The 18,457-nt window shown below is 73.5% G+C and carries 16 protein-coding genes; 12 read left to right on the top strand and 4 right to left on the bottom strand.

The features are described from left to right. Positions 1 to 187: 187 nt before the first annotated feature. The gene (locus ACFYW1_RS24215) at positions 188 to 637 is read left to right on the top strand and encodes an adenylyltransferase/cytidyltransferase family protein (protein ID WP_356935603.1); all 450 of its coding nucleotides are present in this window, start codon (positions 188 to 190) and stop codon (positions 635 to 637) included. Here the strand turns inward: ACFYW1_RS24215 and ACFYW1_RS24210 are convergent. Together ACFYW1_RS24210 and ACFYW1_RS24205 are read right to left on the bottom strand one after the other, a co-directional pair. Continuing rightward, complete coding sequence (locus ACFYW1_RS24210) at positions 603 to 1,394, bottom strand: CDP-alcohol phosphatidyltransferase family protein (protein ID WP_388996839.1); 792 nt, start codon at positions 1,392 to 1,394, stop codon at positions 603 to 605. The genes ACFYW1_RS24215 and ACFYW1_RS24210 overlap by 35 nt on opposite strands. Positions 1,395 to 1,628: 234 nt before the next feature. Further along, positions 1,629 to 2,345: a ribonuclease H gene (locus ACFYW1_RS24205; protein WP_388996836.1), complete on the bottom strand. Its 717-nt coding sequence runs from the start codon at positions 2,343 to 2,345 to the stop codon at positions 1,629 to 1,631. 128 nt (positions 2,346 to 2,473) lie between these two features. On the opposite strand from ACFYW1_RS24205, the gene ACFYW1_RS24200 reads away from it, so the two are divergent. The 11 genes from ACFYW1_RS24200 (at position 2,474) to ACFYW1_RS24150 (ending at position 17,062) form a co-directional block, all read left to right on the top strand. Then, a complete protein-coding gene (locus ACFYW1_RS24200; protein ID WP_388996833.1) occupies positions 2,474 to 2,665 on the top strand; it encodes a DUF6381 family protein in 192 nt (63 codons plus the stop codon). 174 nt (positions 2,666 to 2,839) lie between these two features. Continuing rightward, positions 2,840 to 3,817, top strand: a complete 978-nt coding sequence (locus tag ACFYW1_RS24195; RefSeq protein ID WP_388996830.1) for a PmoA family protein — start codon at positions 2,840 to 2,842, stop codon at positions 3,815 to 3,817. Further along, entirely contained in the window at positions 3,814 to 4,776 is a 963-nt protein-coding gene (locus ACFYW1_RS24190) for a D-2-hydroxyacid dehydrogenase (protein WP_388996827.1), read from the top strand. The genes ACFYW1_RS24195 and ACFYW1_RS24190 overlap by 4 nt, the downstream gene beginning before the upstream one ends. Before the next feature lie 12 nt (positions 4,777 to 4,788). Then, the gene (locus tag ACFYW1_RS24185; protein WP_388996824.1) at positions 4,789 to 6,027 is read left to right on the top strand and encodes a mandelate racemase/muconate lactonizing enzyme family protein; all 1,239 of its coding nucleotides are present in this window, start codon (positions 4,789 to 4,791) and stop codon (positions 6,025 to 6,027) included. An 88-nt stretch (positions 6,028 to 6,115) separates the two neighbouring features. Then, a complete protein-coding gene (locus tag ACFYW1_RS24180) occupies positions 6,116 to 7,186 on the top strand; it encodes a LacI family DNA-binding transcriptional regulator (protein ID WP_388996821.1) in 1,071 nt (356 codons plus the stop codon). Between the two features lie 222 nt (positions 7,187 to 7,408). After that, the gene (locus ACFYW1_RS24175) at positions 7,409 to 8,581 is read left to right on the top strand and encodes a LacI family DNA-binding transcriptional regulator (RefSeq protein WP_388996818.1); all 1,173 of its coding nucleotides are present in this window, start codon (positions 7,409 to 7,411) and stop codon (positions 8,579 to 8,581) included. Positions 8,582 to 8,595: 14 nt separating this feature from the next. Then, positions 8,596 to 10,230: an FAD-dependent oxidoreductase gene (locus ACFYW1_RS24170; protein ID WP_388996814.1), complete on the top strand. Its 1,635-nt coding sequence runs from the start codon at positions 8,596 to 8,598 to the stop codon at positions 10,228 to 10,230. A gap of 104 nt (positions 10,231 to 10,334) precedes the next feature. Beyond that, positions 10,335 to 11,438 carry a Gfo/Idh/MocA family protein gene (locus ACFYW1_RS24165; protein WP_388996811.1) on the top strand — a complete coding sequence of 368 codons (1,104 nt, stop codon included), beginning with the start codon at positions 10,335 to 10,337 and terminating at the stop codon, positions 11,436 to 11,438. Beyond that, complete coding sequence (locus tag ACFYW1_RS24160) at positions 11,435 to 12,148, top strand: polysaccharide deacetylase family protein (protein ID WP_388996808.1); 714 nt, start codon at positions 11,435 to 11,437, stop codon at positions 12,146 to 12,148. Before ACFYW1_RS24165 ends, ACFYW1_RS24160 begins: the two co-directional genes overlap by 4 nt. Before the next feature lie 122 nt (positions 12,149 to 12,270). Further along, entirely contained in the window at positions 12,271 to 15,285 is a 3,015-nt protein-coding gene (locus ACFYW1_RS24155) for an alpha-mannosidase (RefSeq protein WP_388996805.1), read from the top strand. Between the two features lie 55 nt (positions 15,286 to 15,340). Further along, on the top strand, positions 15,341 to 17,062 hold the full coding sequence (locus tag ACFYW1_RS24150) for a protein kinase (RefSeq protein WP_388996802.1): 1,722 nt from the start codon (positions 15,341 to 15,343) through the stop codon (positions 17,060 to 17,062). Positions 17,063 to 17,092: 30 nt separating this feature from the next. Here the strand turns inward: ACFYW1_RS24150 and ACFYW1_RS24145 are convergent, their stop codons facing one another. Together ACFYW1_RS24145 and ACFYW1_RS24140 are read right to left on the bottom strand one after the other, a co-directional pair. Continuing rightward, complete coding sequence (locus ACFYW1_RS24145) at positions 17,093 to 17,734, bottom strand: hypothetical protein (RefSeq protein WP_388996799.1); 642 nt, start codon at positions 17,732 to 17,734, stop codon at positions 17,093 to 17,095. Then, on the bottom strand, positions 17,731 to 18,441 hold the full coding sequence (locus tag ACFYW1_RS24140; RefSeq protein ID WP_388996796.1) for a hypothetical protein: 711 nt from the start codon (positions 18,439 to 18,441) through the stop codon (positions 17,731 to 17,733). Before ACFYW1_RS24140 ends, ACFYW1_RS24145 begins: the two co-directional genes overlap by 4 nt. Between the last annotated feature and the right edge of the window lie 16 nt (positions 18,442 to 18,457).

Raw genomic sequence — 18,457 nt, 5'->3', positions numbered from 1 at the left:
GCGTCGGGAAACGCCCTTGAGGAACAGCCCCAAAAGCGAGCTTATCCGTTCACGAGATGCGCAAGTGGTCTTCACAGTAAGGTCGTTGCACCATCAACACCGATACCGATATCCCATGGCACCGGACGCCATGTCCGGACAACGGCCACGGAAGACGGATGTCGCGTTCACCGTGGGGAGAGAACGGATGGCGCACAGGGTCGGCTACGCTCCGGGGGTCTACGACCTGTTCCATGTGGGGCACCTCAACATCCTGCGGCATGCCCGCAGTCAGTGCGACTACCTCGTCGCCGGGGTCGTCTCGGACGAGATGGCGGCGCTCGCCAAGGGTCACAGACCGGTGATCCCGCTGCCGGAGCGCCTGGAGATCGTACGCAGCGTGCGCTACGTGGACGCGGCGTTCGTCGAGACGGTGCCCGACAAGGTCGAGACCTGGCAGCAGGTGCGGTTCGACGTGATCTTCAAGGGGGACGACTGGCGGGACACGGAGAAGGGCAGGCGGCTGGAGCGCGACTTCGCCGAGGTCGGTGTGGAGGTCGTCTACTTCCCGTACACGGTGCACACCTCCAGCACCCAGCTGCGCCGGGCGCTGGACTCGCTCGTCAGCCCGCAGTCCGGAGCGATCTCAGCTCCCTGAACCACTTGGCGAGGAACATCACCAGGAACAGCGCGTGCACGGCGGCGAGCACCGCATAGCCGAGGCGGAACGCGGTGCGGTCGCCGAGCAGCAGGAAGACCAGGCAGAACACTCCGTAGTCGGCGGGCAGCAGTGCCACGGCCCGCAGCCGGGAGACCGGGGCCGCCGTTCTGCCCGCGACGGGCGGTGCGGCGGCACCGTCCGATTGCGCCCCGCCTTGTTGTGTCCTGCCTTCTTGTTGTGTCCTGCCTTGTTGCGCCTTGCCCAGTTGTTCGCGCAGCAGCCCGGCGCAGAAGGTGAGCACGGCCGCGAAGAGGAAGCCGAGCGGCAGCAGCAGCCAGCCCTCGGACGACAGGTCGAAGAACCGCCGGAACGAGATCAGCACGGCGGTGTGCACGAGGATCATCTTGGCGCAGTCCACGACGTGGTCGAGCCATTCGCCGTCCGGCCCGCCCCGTCCGGTCAGCCGGGCCAGTTGCCCGTCGGCCGAGTCGAGGGCGAAACCGACGACGAGACCGCCCCAGACCAGCGCGGCCAGGCTCCAGGAGGGCCGGACGAGCGCCACCGAGGCGATGGCGGAGAAGGTGAACGCCGCGCTCAGCAAGGTGACTTGATTGGGCGTCATACCGATGCGGTACGCACCGGCCGCGAGGACCCGCCCGGCCGGACGGTTCACGTACCGCGAGTAGAGCGAGACCCCCTTGGCCGTCTTCTGCGCCCCGCGCAGCTCACGCATGACCGTGCCCGTGGTTCCCATCCGCCCCCCAGCGTGCAGCCGTTGCCGACGGCGTCGGGGAAGCCGCCCCGACACCGCCGCCGGAGCCGCATCATGGCACGCCGCCCCGGTCCCGCGCGGCCACTCGCCCGGCTCCGGCCGGGGAACGGCACCCGGTCGTGTCCGGAACCGGTCCGCACGGGCCGGGGCGGGAACCGGTCCGGGCCCGAGCCGGGCGGACCGGCCCGTACGGGGTGGCAAGGAGGCGGCGTCGGCTCAGGCGGGGGCGGTGCGGCACTCCGGGTGGCCCCAGCCGTTGGGGTTCTTGGCGATCGGGTCCTGGGCCGCGTAGGGCTTCCCGCAGTGGCAGCGGCCGGCGAACCTGGCCTTGATGGTCGCGCCGGAACGCGCGGTGCGCGCCGCGCCGCCCGTCTTCCGCGCCGCGCCGCCGTTCCGCTTCGCCGCCGTGCCGCCGCTCCGTCCCTCGGTCGCCCGGCCGGGGGCGGGGGTCGGCAGCTGGGTGGCGCCGTGCGCGGTACCGGCGGGCACCTGCGCCACCGCGGCCTCGCTGGCCGCCTGGTCGGCGAGCGCGTTGAGCGGGTCGCCGTCCACCTGGTGGGCGGGGACGTAGGTGAAGCGCACGCACCGGCCGACCAGCAGGTCGTCGATCCGGACCACGAGGTCGCGGTTGGCCACCGGCTTGCCGGCCGACGTCTTCCAGCCGTTGCGCTTCCACCCCGGCAGCCATTTGGTCACCGCGTTCATCGCGTACTGCGAGTCCATCCGCACCTCGATCGCGGTGGCCGGGTCCGTTGACTCCAACAGCTCACGCAGCGCCGTGAGTTCGGCGACGTTGTTGGTGGCGGTGCCCAGCGGCCCGGCCTCCCAGCGTTCCGGCCGCCCCTGCGCGTCGGCCACGACCCACGCCCAGGCCGCAGGTCCGGGATTGCCCTTCGACGCCCCGTCACACGCGGCGATGATGCTTTCGTTCATGCCCCCGATCATGCCAGCGCCGCATCCCCCCACGAATCCGTGACGCTGAGTGACGATTCGAGGTGCGGCGGTCCGGCGGCGCTGGTTCTCTGAGGGGGCCCGCTCTTCCCTACGCACAAGGAGCGATGATGAGCGCTGCACGTGAATCCGGTGACCGTGCGCAACAGCTGCGCGACAAGGCCCAGCACATGACCGAGGCCGCCGAGCGCACCACCGACCCCGATCAGCGCCGACGCCTTCAGGAGAAGGCCCGGCTGCTGCGGGAGCAGAGCGACCGGCAGGGCACCATGGGTGGCGAGGACATCCGCCCGACCCGGTAGGCCCGCCGTCGCACGCCGACGTCCCGTCGCCCTTCCATGAGTGGGCGGCGGGCCGTCGCCGTCGCGCAGCCGTTGTCGCGCCCCGCCCCTCCCGTACCTCCTGTTGACGTTCTCCGGCCGTGGCCCCTACGGTTCGGTAAGCGCTTTCCAGTCGCATCGGGAGACTTTGGGGACATGAACGGTCCACTGCGCATCACCCACGTCCACGGGGACCGGGTCACGGTCACGGAGGAACGCCACGGCATCGAGCTGATCAGCTACGTCTACCGCCCCGAGGCGGCCTGGGAGGCCCCGAAGCCGTACGTACACCCCCTGCGCACCTTGACTGATAACGTTGTCAGCGACTACCGGCCCAATGATCACCGCTGGCACAAGGGCCTCCAGATGACGGCCTCCCACCTCTCCGGGCAGAACCTGTGGGGAGGCAACACCTATGTGCACGGGCGGGATTACCAACCGCTGCCCGAGCTGGTCGGCTCGATGGCGCACCTCGGCTTCGACGAGGTGGCGGCAGAGGCGGGTCGCGCGGTCGTCACGGAACGGCTGAGCTGGCGCCACCACGACGGCACGCACTGGGCGGACGAGCTGCGCCGGATCGAGCTGCACGACGTCGAGTACGAGGGCGAACGCGGGAAGGGACACCGCGCCGGGAACGCGGCCCCGGGGGCCGGCGGGAGCTGGACGCTGACCTGGTCGAGTGCCGTCACCAACCGGCGTTCCGAGCCGCTGCGCTTCGGCAGCCCCACCACCCACGGCCGGGAGGCCGCGGGCTACACCGGCCTCTTCTGGCGCGGACCGCGCGCCTTCCGCGGCGGGCGGATCATCGGCCCGGACGGGGAGGGCCCCGGGCTGATGGGGACGCAGGCCCCCTGGCTGGCCTACGGCGGCGAACACGACGGCGCCGACGGACACGCCACGCTGATCTTCCGGCACGCCCCGGAGAACGACCATTCGGGAGCGGGCGGCACCCACCCGGCCCACTGGTTCGTGCGCAACGAGCCGTTCGCCGCCGTCGCCCCCTCCTTCGCCTTCCACGAGGAGCTGGAGCTCGCCCCGGGCGACACCCTCGCGCGCCGCTACCGGATCACCGTCGCGGACGGGGCCTGGGACCGGAACCGGATCACCGAGTACCTCGCGGAGCACCCGTGGTGAACGCGGGCGATCACGGCCCCGGCCTGTACGTGGAGCTGCCGCTCGGCGAGTCCGGCCGCGCCCGTCTGCGGGAACTCGGTTCCGGGCCCGTGTGGTTCGCCGAGCCGGGGACGGTCTCCGCGGCCGACGACCGTGCCCTCGCCGACGCGGACATCGCACTCGGCAACCCCGAGGCCGCCCGGGTGGCCGAGGCGCCCCGGCTCCGGTGGCTGCAGCTCGCCTCGGTCGGGATCGACGGCTATCTCGGCCTGGACTGGCCGGTTCTCGGCCGTCGGCTGACCGTGACCAACCTGGGCGATGTCTTCGCCGACCCGGTGGCCGAGTCGTGCCTGGCGGGCGTACTCGCACTGCACCGCGGCATCGACGAGCTCTCCGGGCTGCGCTCCCGAGGTACCTGGGCGAAGTCCGTCGTCCGGCCGCGGCTGCGGCTGTTGTCCGGTGCCCGGGTCCTGATGCTGGGCCGGGGGTCGATCGCCCGGAGGCTCGCCGAACTGCTCGGGCCGTTCGGCTGCCCGATCTCGCACTTCGCGCGCGGCTCGGGCGACATCCGCACTCCGGCCGAGCTCGATGCGCGACTGCCGGACTTCGACGTGGTGGTGGGGCTGTTGCCCGGGACGCCCGGTACGAGCGGGCTGCTCGACGCGCGGCGACTGGCCCGGATGCGGCCCGGGGCCGTCCTGGTGAACGCGGGCCGGGGGTCACTGGTGGACGAGGAGGCGCTGATGTCCGAGCTGTCCTCCGGGCGGCTCGGCGGTGCGGTGCTGGACGTCACCGGACAGGAGCCGCTGCCCGCCGGACATCCCTTGTGGACCTGCCCGAACGTCATTCTCACCCAGCACACCGCGGGTGGTTCGACGGACGAGACCGCGCGGGTGATCGACCTGTTCGCCGAGAACCTGCGCCGTTTCGAGACCGACGCCCCGCTGCGCAACCCCGTGCGGTGGGCCAGGGGATTCTGAGGACGCGACGACATGGCCGAACACACTTCCTCGCACATGGGTGCGCTCGCCCCCGGAGCACGGATCGCGGCGGTCCGGCCGGTCCTGCTCAGCGCCCCGTACGCCGACCCGGAGAATCTGGAGGTGCGCGTGGCGCTGCCCACGGGGTGGCGCACGACGGGACTGGTCGAGGTGACCCTGGACGACGGGACGACCGGTCTGGGCGAGGGGTATCTCGCCGTGTTCGCACCGCACGTCTTCGTGTCGACGGTCGAGCTGCTGGTCCCCCACCTGGTCGGGCGCCCGGCCGGCGACCTGGCGGAACGGTACCGGGACATGGTGCTCGTCACGGGGTACTGGAGTCTTCAGGGAGCGGCCCGTCATGTCGTCTCCGCCGTGGAGGCGGCCCTGCTCGACGCCCTGGGGAAACGGGCCGGTGTGCCCGCGTACGAGCTGCTGGGCGGCCGTCGCACGGACAGGATCCGGCTCTACGCCAGTGGGGGCGACTCGGCGTCCCCGTCGGCCATGAGCACCGAGATCGCCGCTGTCGCCTCGCTCGGGATCGACACCTTCAAGATCAGGGCGCGGGGCCACGAGGCGGAAAAGGTGGTGTGGACGCTGGAGCACGCGGCCCCGCACGGAGTCGGCATCGCGGTCGACATGGCACAGAACCTCGACGACCCCGGCCAGTCGGCGGCGGACGCGCTCGCGTTCCTCGACGCGGTCGGGGCGGGCACACCGCAGCCGGTGCGCTTTCTGGAGGAGCCTCTGGGGCCGGCCCGTGCGCATGAGTACCCCGCCCTGCGGCGGGCGGCCGGCTGCCCGGTGGCGGGCGGGGAGACCGTCACCACCGCGCGCGAGCTGCTGGAGCGCGTGGCTGCGGGGTATTACGACATGGTCCAGCCGGACGCCACGGTCGTCGGCGGGCCACGACAGACGCTGGCCGTCTTCGCGGGGGCCGCGGAACACGGCGTCGCCCCGGTGGTCCACTGCTGGGGCAGTGCGGTGTGCCAGGCGGCCAACTACCACGCCGCGTTCGCCGGCGGCGGTCGGCTGGCCGAGTGGCCGCTGCCCGCATACGCCCTGCGGTCCGAGCTGCTGGTCGAGCCGTTCCGCATCGAGTCGGGCCGGCTGCTCGCCCCGCGGGCCCCGGGACTCGGCGTCCGGCTCACTCCGGAGACCGAACGGCGGTTCGCCTTCCGCGGCGATGCCGTCTACCGCTGCCTGACCAGGATGCCGACGGCCGAGCCCGGCCGATGGAGGACAGAGTGAGCGGGGCGCGGGAGGAGAGCACCGCCGAGCGCCGGATCCGCTTGCCCGCGCGATGGGAAAACGCTTTCAGGGCGGCTATCGTAGCCCCATGCAGAGCCAGGTCAATCGACGTTCCGCCCGTCCCCGCCCGTCGTCGGCCGTGACGCTCCAGCAGGTCGCGCAGGATGCCGGGGTGTCCCTCGCCACGGCCTCGCGCGTCCTCGGCGACAGCGACCGCAACGTCACCCAGGAGCTGCAGGAGCGCGTCCTGGAGGCGGCGGCCCGGCTCCGCTACGTGTCCAACGCACCGGCCCGCGCGCTCGTGCGGTCCACCACCTCCATCGTCGGCCTGCTCGTGCACGACGTGAACGACGCGTACTACTCCGCCATCGCCGCCGGCGTGATGGAGGTCGCCCGCGACCACAAGCTCCTCGTGATGCTGGCCGGCACCTTCCACGAGCCCGAGCTCCAGGCGGAGTACGTGGCGCGGCTGCGGGCTCAGCGGGCCCGGGCCGTGGTCCTCGCCGGCTCGGGATTCACCGGCAGGAGCCCCTCGCTCATCCAGGAGCTGGAATCCTTCGCAGCCCAGGGCGGCCGGGTGACCGCGGTCGCGCACGAGGGCCTGCCGGTGGACACGATCGTGCCGGGGAACCACGAGGGCGGCCGGGCCGTGGCCGAGCACCTCGCCCGGCTGGGGCACACCGAGGTCGGTGTCGTCTGCGGGCCGCTCGCCCTGGTCTCCGTGCAGGACCGGCTGCGCGGCTTCCTGGAGCGGGCCGCCGAGCTGGGCATCGTCGTGCAGGAACGGCACCGGGTCGAGGCCGACTTCACCCGGGACGGCGGACGGACCGCGACGGTGCGGCTGTTTCGCAGGTCACCGGGGATCACCGCGATCTTCGCGCTCAACGACGCGATGGCACTGGGGGCGCTCGCGGCGCTCCGGGACGACCTCGGGCGGGGCGTGCCCTCCGACGTCTCCGTCGTGGGCTTCGACGACCTGCCGGTGGCCGGTGACGTCACGCCCGCGCTGACGACGGTGCGGCTGCCGCTGGAGGAGATCGGCCGCCGGGCGCTGCTGCTGGCCCTGGGCGACGCGACGCCCTCGCCGCGCACGCTGGCCGTGCCGTCGCGCCTGGTGGTGCGGGCCAGCACCGCGCCGCCGCCCCGCACGACCGGCTGAGCCGGAACGGGCCGACGAAAGCCCCGAGCCCGGACGAGGGGCTCCCCCGCCCGGGAGCCTTCGTCCGGGCCGCTTCTTTGATGCGTCGAAGCGACAACCACCTTGTTTGACGCGCTAATTGAATCAATTTTTCGTGGAAACACTCTTGAAATGACGCGTCAACCGCCGCCACACTGAAGCCAACGTCATTTGACGCGTCAAACCCGGGAAGGCGGTGGCTGGATGGGTACGCCAGGGCCCAAGTACCAGCGCATCAAGGATGAGTTGCGGGCCGAGGTCGCGCGCGACGAGTACGAGGCCGGCGCCCCGTTCATCACCCAGAACCAGCTGCGCGAGCGCTTCGGGGTCAGTTCCACCACTGCCGTGCGGGCACTCAACGACCTCGTCGCGGAAGGGCTGTTGGTGCGCCGGCGCGGTCTGGGCACCTTCGTCGCCGATCCGGACGGCCGGACCGGCGAGCCCGGCCCCGCGCAGCGCTCCGGTGTGGTCGCCTGCGTCATCAGCGGCCAGGGCCCGTACCAGTCCGAGGTGCTGCGCGGGATCGAGTCCGGCTGTTCGGAGCGGGGGCTGAGACTGTTCTTCTCCGACTCCGCGGTGCAGATGACGGCCACCGGGCACGCCGACCACGCGGCGTCGCTGGCCCGCCAGGACCAGGCGCTGCGCCAGGCCGCCGAGGACCGGGTCGACGGAATCATCCTCTATCCGGTCCAGGGGTCGCCCGATCCCGGTGTGCTGGAGGAGCTCCGGCACCTGCGCATCCCCATGGTGCTGGTCGACCGGTACTTCCCCGGCTTCGCCGTCGACGCGGTCACCGCCGACAACTACGACGTCGGCTACCGGCTCACCGAGCACCTGCTGGCCGACGGTCACACCCGCATAGCGACGCTCTGGGGCGAGACGCAGTGCACCAGCGTCCACGACCGGATGACCGGGCACAAGCAGGCGCTGCGCGCCCACGACCAGCCGCTGCTCCCCCGGTTCACCGCGCTGCGCTCGTACACGGCGCTGCCCGAGGAGGACCGCAAGCGGCTGCTGTCCGAGCTCCTCGCCTCCGCCGAGCCGCCGACCGCGCTGCTGTGCGCGCACGGTTTCGCCGTCGCCACCGCCGCCGCCGACCTGGCCTCGCTCGGCATCGCCGTGCCCGACGAGATCGTGCTGGCCGGCATGGACGACGCGGGCCCCTACGACCTGCTGCCGCTCACCAGTTTCGCCGCCCGGCTGCCCGCCGGGGAGATCGGCGGCCGCGCGGTCGAGCAGCTGGTCAAGCGGATCGCGGAGCGCGCGGCGGGCGAGGACCCGTACCGCGACGCCGAGCAGATCGTGCTCCCCGTCCGGATCAGGACGCGCGAGTCCGTCCCGGTCCGGCTCCGTACCGTCGCCGCCCGTCGGCCCTGAGGGAGGAGACTCCTGTGTTCGCCGCCCCCACCCCCCGTACCCGCGAACTCGGGACCGATGTCCTGGTGGTCGGTGCCGGCCTCGGCGGTCTGGCCGCCGCGCTGACCGCCGTCCGGTTCGGACACCGCGTCGTGCTCACCGAGGCCACCGACTGGCCCGGTGGCCTGTTCACCGCGCAGGCGGTGCCGCTGGCCGACGGCCACCGCATCGAGCTGGACCCCGTCTCCCCCGGCTACCGGGACCTGCGCGAACGGATCCGCGACTTCTACCGCCGCAACTACCCGCTGTGCCCCGGGCCGTTCGCCGATCCCCTGCTCGATCCCGGGCTGAGCACCACCGGCCACCTCAGCCACGAGCCGCGAGCCGCGCTCGCCGTCGTCCAGGAGCTGCTCGCCCCGCACCTCGCCGCCGGCCGGCTCACCCTGCTGCTCCGCCACCGGCCGGTCGCGGCCCAAACGGACGGGGACCGGGTCGCCGCGGTCGCCCTGGAGACCGCGGACGGCGGGCAGCTGACGGTCACCGCCCCGTACGTCGTCGACGCGACGGACCTGGGCGAGCTGCTCGACCTCGCGGGCGTCGAGCACGTCACCGGCGCCGAGTCCCGGGAGGAGACCGGTGAGCCGCACGCGGCGGCGGTCGCCGACCCGCTGGACCAGCAGCCCGTCTCCTGGGCCTTCGCCCTGGACCACCGCCCCGGCGAGGACCACACCGTGGACCGGCCGGCCGGCTACGACCGGTGGTCCGGCGCCTTCTCCTGGGAGACCGCGGAGCCCGGCGGCGGCCCGGCCCGCACCGTGCCGCTCTTCCTGCACGAACCGGACGAGGTCCCGCCCTGGGGCGCGCCGCCCAACGACCGCTGGCACCGGTTGCGGGCGCTCGCCCGGAGCCGGTACCTGCCCGGCACCTTCGACAGCGACATCACCCTGGTCGACTGGGAGCAGACCGCCTACACCGGGCTGCCGCTCGCCGGGGCCGGTCGGGAGGTGCGGGCCCGTGCCGAGCGGGAGGCGCGGGAGCAGGCGCTGTCGTTCCTGTACTGGATGCAGACCCGGGCGCCCCGGCACGACGGCGGCCACGGCTACCCCGAGCTGCGGCCGAGGCCCGACGTCACGGGCACGCCGGACGGGTTCGCCAAGGCACCGCACGTACGCGAATCCCGGCGCATCCGGGCCGAGTTCACCCTGCTGGAACAGCATCTGACGGTCGCGGCACGGGCCGGGGCGCCGGGCGCCGAGACCTTCACGGACAGCGTGGGCACCCTGCGTTCCCGCATCACGCTGCACCCGGGCACCGGCGGCGGCGCGGGCCTGGACCTGGAGTGCCTGCCGTTCCAGCTGCCGCTGGGCGCGCTGCTGCCGGTGCGCGTGGAGAACCTGCTCCCGGCCGGGCGGAACATCGGCGCCACGCACCTCAGCGCCCCGGCGGTCGGCGGCCACGCGGGCCAGTGGAGCATCGGCGAGGCGGTCGGCGCGCTGGTCTCGTACTGCCTGGAGCACCGGCTGCCGCCGCGCGCGGTGCGCGGCGACGAACGTCGGCTCGCCTCCTTCCAGGACCGGCTGAGCGACTCGCTCGGGCTCGCCCTGGAGTGGCCGCACCGGCTCCGCACCGGGCCGGTGACCAGCGCCGACGCGCTCTACGCCACTCTCTGACCCCACTCCTGCCCTTCCTTCGGGAAGGGCTTCTTCCCGACCTCCTGGAAAACGCTTACCAACCTCGGCGACCACGCCCTCGGCCCGGACGGCTCCCTGTGACTATGGCTCCTCTTCGTGTCCTGCTCGTCGGCGCGGGCAACATCGCCCGCGCCGTCCACATGCCCGCGTTCCTCCGGCTGCCCGCGGACTTCGCGGTGCTCGGTGCGGTCGACGCCGACCCGGCGGCGGCCCGTTCGTTCGCCGCCGACTTCTCGCTGCCCCACCACTCCACCGACCTCGCCGCCTCGCTGCGCGAGGTCCGTCCCGACCTCGTGGTCGTCGCCTCGCCGCCCGTCGCCCACCGCGAGCAGGTCGTCGCCGCCCTGGCCGCCGGGGCGTGGGTGTGGTGCGAGAAGCCGCCCGCGCTCAGCCTCGCGGAGTACGACGCCATGACGGCCGCCGAGGGAGAGGACGGCCCGTACGCGCCGATCGTCTTCCAGCACCGCTTCGGCTCGGGCGCCGAACACGCCCGGGCCCTGATCGCCTCCGGCGAGCTGGGGGCACCGCTGGTCGCCCACTGCCAGACCACCTGGTACCGGGACGACGCCTACTACGCGGTCCCCTGGCGCGGGAAGTGGGCCACCGAGGGCGCCGGTCCCGCCATGGGGCTGGGCATCCACCAGATCGACCTGCTGCTCGAACTGCTCGGCGACTGGACGGAGATCCGGGCCATGGCCGCCCGGCTGGCCCGTGACGTGGAGACCGACGACGTCACCACCGCCACCGTGCGCTTCGCCTCCGGCGCCCTGGCCACCGTGGTCAACAGCGCCCTCTCGCCGCGCCAGTCGAGTCATCTGCGGATCGACCTGCGCGACGCCACGATCGAGCTGAACCACCTCTACGGGTACGGGAACGACGACTGGACCTACACCCCGGCCCCCGGTGTCGATCCGGACCGGGTGGCCCGCTGGACCTCCCCGGCGAAGGACGTGCCCAGCTCGCACGACGCCCAGCTCCGTTCGCTCCTGGCCGACATGCGGGCGGGCCGGCGGCCCCGGGCGAGCGCCGGGGACGGCCGCCGGTCCCTGGAGCTGATCACCGCGATGTACAAGGCGGCGCTCACCGGCCGCACGGTCCTGGCCGGCGAGATCGTCCCCGGCGATCCCTTCCACACGGCGCTGCACGGCTCCGTCCCCGGCTGGGCGCCGCAGGGGGCCGGGCGGTGACCGGACGCGTGGAGCGGGCCCTGCTGCTCACCTTCGACGACCGGCACGTGCGCGAGTGGGCCGCCGTCGCGCCGTTGTTCTCCTCGTACGGGGCGCGGGTCACCTTCTTCGTCTGCGAGCCCGACCGGCTCGACCGGGACGAGGTGCGGCTGCTGCGCGGGCTCGCGGACGACGGCCACAGCATCGGCTGCCACGGCCTGCGGCACGAACGCGCGCCCGAGTTCGTCGCGGCGCACGGACCGGCCGCCTATCTCGACCGGGAGGTGGTGCCCGCCCTGGAACGGCTGCGCCGCCTCGGCTTTCCGGCCCGGAGCTTCGCCTATCCGTGCAGCGCCCGGAACGAGGAGACCGACCGGCTGCTCCTCGCGCTCTTCGAGCGGCTGCGCGGCGGGGTGCCCGTCGGCCGCCGCGCCGATCCGGCCCTCGCGGACGAACTGCGCGTACCGGCCCACGACCTCACCGCCCGTCGGGTCCTGCCGGGCTGCTCGGTGGACAGCGGGCGCGGCGCCGTCGCGTACGGGGACGACCTGGGCGGGGTCGAGGCGGCGCTGCGCCGGACCGCCGGGGAGGGCGGCGTGGTCACCCTGTACGCGCACTGCGTCGCCGACGCCCACCCCGCCAACCACGTGACCCCGGCCCGGCTGGACGGTCTGCTGTCCCTGGCCGCCGGGCTGTCGCTGCCCTGCGTGGGCTTCGACGAGCTCCCGTGAACCACTCCCCCGCCGCACCGCGCCGCCGGTCACCCCGTCGTTGATCACCACGTTCACCATGCCTTCGATCACCCCACCGCCTTCGCTCACCACACCTTCGATCCAGAGGGGCCCTTTCACCCATGCATGACGACCGCACACTGACCGAGGAACGGCTCGACCGCGTCCTGCGCGAGCGCATCCGCCCCGCCGTCCACCCCCGTACGGCCCCGCTGGCGTTCGAGGTCTGGCACGCCCCCGGCGAACCGGTGCCCTTCGCCGAGGCGGTGGCCGCGTCCTACGGGCCCGGTGCCGTCGGCGACCCGTGGGGGCCGGCCTGGGGCACCAGCTGGTTCCGGGTGACCGGCCGGGTGCCGGAGGACTGGGCCGGTGAGACCGTCGAGGCGGTGATCGACCTGGGGTTCGCCAGGGACCGGCCCGGCTTCTCCGCGGAGGCGCTGGCCCACCGGCCGGACGGCAGTGTGGTCAAGGCGCTCAACCCGCGCAACACCTGGCTGCGCGTCGGTGAACGGGTGGCGGGCGGCGAGGAGTTCACGTACCTGCTCGAAGCCGCCGCCAACCCGGAGATCCTGGACGGGGTCAGCGCGCTGGGCGACCGGGAGACCGCGGGGAGCGAGCCGCTGTACCGCGTCGAGCGGATGGACGTCGCGGTCTTCGACCGGCAGGTGTGGGAGCTGGTGCAGGACCTGGAGGTGCTCGACCAGCTGATGCGGCAGCTGCCGCTGGGTTCGGCGCGCCGCTGGGAGATCCTGCGCGCGGTGGAGGACTGTCTGGACGCGCTGGACCTGGACGACGTGGGGACGAGCGCGCCCGCCGGCCGGGAGCGGCTGCGGGCCGTGCTGGCCTCCCCCGCGCACGCCTCGGCGCACCGGCTGTCGGCGGTGGGGCACGCCCACATCGACTCGGCGTGGCTGTGGCCGCTGCGGGAGACGGTGCGCAAGGTGGCCCGTACCACCTCCAACGTGGTGGCGCTGATGGACGACCACCCGGAGTTCGTCTTCGCGATGTCGCAGGCGCAGCAGCTGGACTGGCTGCGCGAGCACCGGCCGGAGCTGTACGCCCGGGTGAAGGAGAAGGTGGCCGCCGGGCAGTTCGTGCCGGTGGGCGGGATGTGGGTGGAGTCGGACACCAACATGCCCGGATCGGAGGCGCTGGCCCGGCAGTTCGTGTACGGCAAGCGGTTCTTCCTGGAGGAGTTCGGGGTGGAGACCGAGGAGGTGTGGCTGCCCGACTCGTTCGGGTACTCGGCGGCGCTGCCGCAGCTGGTGGCGCTCTCCGGTTCGCGCTGGTTCCTGACCCAGAAGATCTCGTGGAACACGACCAATCCGTTCCCGCACCACTCCTTCCTGTGGGAGGGGCTGGACGGCACCCGGGTGTTCACGCACTTCCCGCCGGTCGACACCTATGTGGCCGAACTGTCCGGCCGGGAGCTCGCGCACGCCGAGGCCAACTTCCGCGACAAGGGCCGTGCGACGCGCTCGCTCGTCCCGTTCGGCTGGGGCGACGGGGGCGGCGGCCCCACCCGCGAGATGCTGGCGCGCGCCGGGCGACTGGCCGATCTGGAGGGCTCGCCCCGGGTGACGATCGAGAAGCCGGCGGACTTCTTCACCGCCGCCGAGGCGGAGTACGAGCGGCCGCCGGTGTGGCTGGGCGAGCTGTACCTGGAGCTGCACCGCGGCACGTACACCTCGCAGGCGCGGACCAAGCAGGGCAACCGCCGCAGCGAGCACCTGTTGCGGGAGGCGGAGCTGTGGGCGGCGACCGCGGCGGTGCGGACCGGGTTCCGCTATCCGTACGAGGAGCTGGACCGGATCTGGAAGAGCGTGCTGCTGCACCAGTTCCACGACATCCTGCCGGGCTCGTCCATCGCCTGGGTGCACCGCGAGGCGGAGGCGACGTACGCCGGGATCGCCGAGGAGCTGGAAGCGGTGATCGACGCCGCGCAGCGGGCGCTGGCCGGGGCTCCGGAGGGTGACGCCACGGTCGTCTTCAACTCCGCGCCGCACGAGCGGGACGGGGTGGCCGCGGGGGGCGCGGTGCCCGCACCGGACCGGCGGGAGGCGGCGGTGGAGGTGACGGCGCACGGGTCCGGTTTCCGGCTGGACAACGGGCTGCTGCGGGTGACCGTGGACGCGCGGGGCCTCGTGGTCTCGGTCGTCGACCTGGTGACCGGGCGGGAGACGGTCGCGCCGGGCGGTGCGGCCAACCTGCTCCAGATCCACCCGGACCTGCCCAACCACTGGGACGCCTGGGACGTCGACGCCTTCTACCGCAACACGGTGACCGATCTGACCGGGGCCGACTCGGTGCGGCGCAGCGGTGACGGGGTCGAGGTGGTGCGCAGCTTCGGCGCGTCCCGGGTCACCCAGCTGCTGACGCTGCGGCCGGGGGCCCGGCGGCTGGACGTCGACACCGAGGTCGACTGGCACGAGCGGGAGAAGTTCCTCAAGGCGGCGTTCCCGATCGACGTGCGTGCCGACCACTCCACGGCGGAGACCCAGTTCGGGCACGTCCGGCGGCCGACGCACACCAACACCAGCTGGGAGGCGGCCAAGTTCGAGATCTGTGCGCACCGCTTCCTGCACGTCGGGGAGCCGGGCTGGGGCGCGGCGCTGGTCAACGACTCGACGTACGGGCACGACGTGACCCGTACGGTCCGCGAGGACGGCTCCACCACGACCACGGTGCGGCTGTCGTTGCTGCGGGCGCCCCGCTACCCGGACCCGGAGACCGATCAGGGGGTGCACCGGCTGCGGTACGCGCTGCTGCCGGGGGCGACGGTCGGCGACGCGGTCCGCGAGGGCTGGCGGTTCGCCCTGCCCGAGCGCCGGGTGCCGGGGAGCGCCGCGGTGGCGCCGCTGGTCTCGGTGGACGACGAGGCGGTGGTCGTGACGGCGGTGAAGCTCGCGGACGACGGCAGTGGGGACGTGGTGGTACGGCTCCACGAGGCGCACGGCGGGCGGGCCTCGGCGCGGCTGACGGCGGGCTTCGCGCTGGCCGGGGCGAGCGTCACGGACCTGCTGGAGCGTCCGCTCGCCGACGGGACGGGCGCCGAGGTGACGGGCGAGGTGGTGCGGCTGACGCTGCGGCCGTTCCAGATCGTGACGCTGCGGCTGACGCCGGGCGCCCGGCCCTGAGCCGCGTACGGGGTGGGTGCGTTTCGCCGCGGACCCGCCCCGTACCCTCTTTTCCATGAACGCTGGGGGGCCTGTGCGCCGTGTGGTCGACGACCGTTTCGAGCTGATGAACAGGCTCGGCAGTGGTGGCATGGGCATGGTGTGGCGGGCCCGTGACCTGGCCCTGCACCGCGATGTGGCGCTCAAGGAGGTGCGGCCCCCGGACCCGGCGCTCGCCGAGAACGATCCGGAGTCGGCGAGGCTGCTGCGCGAGCGGGTGCTGCGCGAGGCCCGTGCGCTGGCCCGGCTCGACCACCCGGGCGTCGTCACCGTCCACCACATCGTGGACGGCGGCGCCGGGACGTACCCGTGGATCGTGATGGAGCTGGTGCCCGGCGCCTCCCTCGCGGAGCGGCTGGCCGAGGGCACGCTCACCCCGGCGGAGGCCGCCGGACTGGGGCGCGGGGTGCTGTCCGCGCTGCGCGCCGCCCACGCCGCCGGAATCCTCCACCGGGACGTCAAGCCGGCCAACGTGCTGCTGCGGACGGACGGCAGTCCGGTGCTCACGGACTTCGGCATCGCGGCGATCCGGGAGTCCACGAGTCTGACGGCGACCGGATCGATCATCGGCTCCCCCGACTACATGGCGCCCGAGCGCATCCGGGGCGACGAGGACGACCCGTCCTCCGACCTGTGGTCGCTCGGCATGATGCTGTACGTGGCCGTGGAGGGCCGGCATCCGCTGCGCAGGGCCACCACGCTGGCGACGCTCGCGGCCGTGCTCGACGAGGAGATCCCGCCGCCCCGGCGGGCCGGTCCGCTGGCCCCGGTGCTGGAGGCGCTGCTGACCCGGAGTCCGGCGGCCCGGCCGGGGGCCGAGGAGCTGGACCGGATGCTGGCCGCGGTGGGCACCGCGTCCGCGGCGGCGCCGCCCCGGCAGGACCCCCGTGTCCCGAGGGACGCGGTGCCGCCGCGGACGCGGCCGTCGGCCGCCCCGCAGGACGCGGTGCCCACCGGTGGTCCCACCGCGGTACTGGGCGCCCCTCCGGCCGCGCCCCCGGCGCCTGGCGCGGGCGGCGGCACGCCCGGGACGCTGGGGACTCGGGAGGCGCGCCGCCGGGTCCGGCGGGGCCGTGCCGTCGCGGTCACCACCGCTCTCGCCGGGACGGCCCTGACCGGTGCCCTGGTGTGGTCGCTGCTGCCCGACGCGGACAGCCGGGCCTCCGACGACCCTCCGTCCGCCTCGGCCGGGGCCACCCGCGGCCCCTCCGCCGCCGGCGGGAAGGCGGGACAGTCCGCGGGAACGGGAAAGACCGCGGAGGCCGGGGAGACGGCCCCGGAGCAGCCGGAGAACCTGCTGACGCCCGACGGTGTGCGTTCCGTCATCGCCGCGCTGAAGCCGGTGATGGGCGGCACCCGGATCACCTCGTTCACACTGCACGAGGAGCACGCCAGCGTCGAGGCCCCGCTCAGGAGCAACAAGAGCCTGTACGACGTCTACTCCTACCGGGACGGCCGGGCCACCCGCGAACGGGCCGGTGGCACCCTCATGTCGGGCGCCAAGTCCGTGGACCTGGAGAAGTTCGACTGGGACGCCCTGCCGGGGCTGATACGCCGGGCGGACAAGGAACTCGGCGTCGCCGCACCCACCAGCCACTACGTGGACGTCGACCCGGCGTCCCCGTTCGAGGACTACCAGCCGACGGTCAGCGTCTATGTCTCGGACGAGTACGGCGGCGCCTACCTGCGGGCCGACATCAACGGCAAGGTCCTCAAGAAGTCCCCGCGCGACAGCTGAGCCCCGGGCGGCCCGGCCCCCGGCAGGCTCTCAGCCGAGCACCCGGATCAGCACCAGCAGCACGACCGCGACCGCCACGCCCGCCGCCAGGGTCCGGGAGCCGGTCGGAAAGGTGCCGGCCGGAGTTCTCACCTCGCCCGTGGGCGGGGTGAGGACCTGTGCGCGGGCCAGCCACTCGCGCGGCGGGTTGTTGGGGACGACGACCCGCCAGGGCTGCTCCGGGTCGTACTCGACGACCGCCCTGGAGCTGTGCAGCAGTCCCTGGAGGTCGAGGGGGTGACGGACCTCGATCCGGTACGGGGGCAGGTCGTCGGCCACCACGGTCAGGTCGAAGACGAACACCGAGTTCCCCGCCCGTCCGTCGGCGACGGGGCGGCCGTCGGCCCTGTTGACGGCCTTCACTCCGTTGACCACGGCGGGTGCGAAGGCGCGCGGGCCGGCGGCGCGCAGTCCGGGGGAGGCCAGGCCCGAGGTCGCGCTCTCGGCGACCTTGCCGAACGCCGTCAGGGCCAGGGCCGTCGCGGGGAGCGCGAGGAACAGCAGCCAGCGGGGGCCGTCCACGGCGCCCCGGACCACCGCGGTGAGGAGGAGTCCGGTGCCGAGCACGGACACCACGCTGAACAGCCGGAAGAACCGGCGCAGGGAGGAGGTGGAGGAGTTCGGCGTGATCATGTGAGACGCAGCAGCTTCCGGCGGGGAATGACGACCCGGGTGCGGTCCGGGTCGTCGGGACGGTCGGTGTCGTACAGGGCACGGACGTCCCGCTTGAGGGCGACGCGTTCCACGACGGCCGGGACCTCGTGGCGCACCCCGTCCTCGTCGGCGAACACCACGGTGACCTCACCGTACTTGCGGCCCACCGACCGCCAGCCCTCCAGCACCGCGTCGGCCGTGCGGCAGCGGCGGGAGAGCCTGCGCAGCCCCCCGGTGCGCCGCAGGCTGACGGCCGCGCCCCACCAGGCGGCGAGGCAGCCCGCGCCCGCGACGGACCACAGGAAGGTGAGCCAGGTGGAGACGGAGAAGTCGCCGAGCGGAAGGAGGATGTGGAAGCTGGTGACGGTGTCCCGCTCGACCAGGCCCTCCGCCAGCGCGTCGTACCAGCCGACCGCGGCCGCGACGGCGCAGAGCGCGATCATCGCGCCCGGTGCCGCCCGGTGCAGGTACCGGGCGCCGAGCAGGCCGAGCGCGACGGCGAAGGCGATCCCGAGCATCGGGGACATCGACGCGAGCTGATCACTGGCGCATCCCCCGGCCAGGTCGCAGGACCACTTCACCCCCACCGCCTCGTGGCTGGAGATGTACCACATCGTCCAGACCTGCCATGCCATCAGCGCGCACGCGATGACGCGCATCGCGTGCGCGTAGACCCTGTGTCGCACCGTCCGCCCTCGTCCT

This window comes from Streptomyces sp. NPDC002669 (genome assembly GCF_042889165.1).
GTDB lineage: Bacteria > Actinomycetota > Actinomycetes > Streptomycetales > Streptomycetaceae > Streptomyces.
The sequence above is the reverse complement of the archived record's forward strand: the minus strand, read 5'-3'. Positions and strand labels throughout refer to the sequence as shown.

Bases quoted from the DNA above. Each gene is read 5' to 3' on its own strand.
- ACFYW1_RS24215 (WP_356935603.1), top strand. From the start codon at position 188: ATGGCGCACAGGGTCGGCTACGCTCCGGGGGTCTACGACCTGTTCCAT.
- ACFYW1_RS24210 (WP_388996839.1), bottom strand. From the start codon at position 1,394: ATGGGAACCACGGGCACGGTCATGCGTGAGCTGCGCGGGGCGCAGAAG.
- ACFYW1_RS24205 (WP_388996836.1), bottom strand. From the start codon at position 2,345: ATGAACGAAAGCATCATCGCCGCGTGTGACGGGGCGTCGAAGGGCAAT.
- ACFYW1_RS24200 (WP_388996833.1), top strand. From the start codon at position 2,474: ATGAGCGCTGCACGTGAATCCGGTGACCGTGCGCAACAGCTGCGCGAC.
- ACFYW1_RS24195 (WP_388996830.1), top strand. From the start codon at position 2,840: ATGAACGGTCCACTGCGCATCACCCACGTCCACGGGGACCGGGTCACG.
- ACFYW1_RS24185 (WP_388996824.1), top strand. From the start codon at position 4,789: ATGGCCGAACACACTTCCTCGCACATGGGTGCGCTCGCCCCCGGAGCA.
- ACFYW1_RS24180 (WP_388996821.1), top strand. From the start codon at position 6,116: ATGCAGAGCCAGGTCAATCGACGTTCCGCCCGTCCCCGCCCGTCGTCG.
- ACFYW1_RS24175 (WP_388996818.1), top strand. From the start codon at position 7,409: ATGGGTACGCCAGGGCCCAAGTACCAGCGCATCAAGGATGAGTTGCGG.
- ACFYW1_RS24165 (WP_388996811.1), top strand. From the start codon at position 10,335: ATGGCTCCTCTTCGTGTCCTGCTCGTCGGCGCGGGCAACATCGCCCGC.
- ACFYW1_RS24155 (WP_388996805.1), top strand. From the start codon at position 12,271: ATGCATGACGACCGCACACTGACCGAGGAACGGCTCGACCGCGTCCTG.
- ACFYW1_RS24150 (WP_388996802.1), top strand. From the start codon at position 15,341: ATGAACGCTGGGGGGCCTGTGCGCCGTGTGGTCGACGACCGTTTCGAG.
- ACFYW1_RS24145 (WP_388996799.1), bottom strand. From the start codon at position 17,734: ATGATCACGCCGAACTCCTCCACCTCCTCCCTGCGCCGGTTCTTCCGG.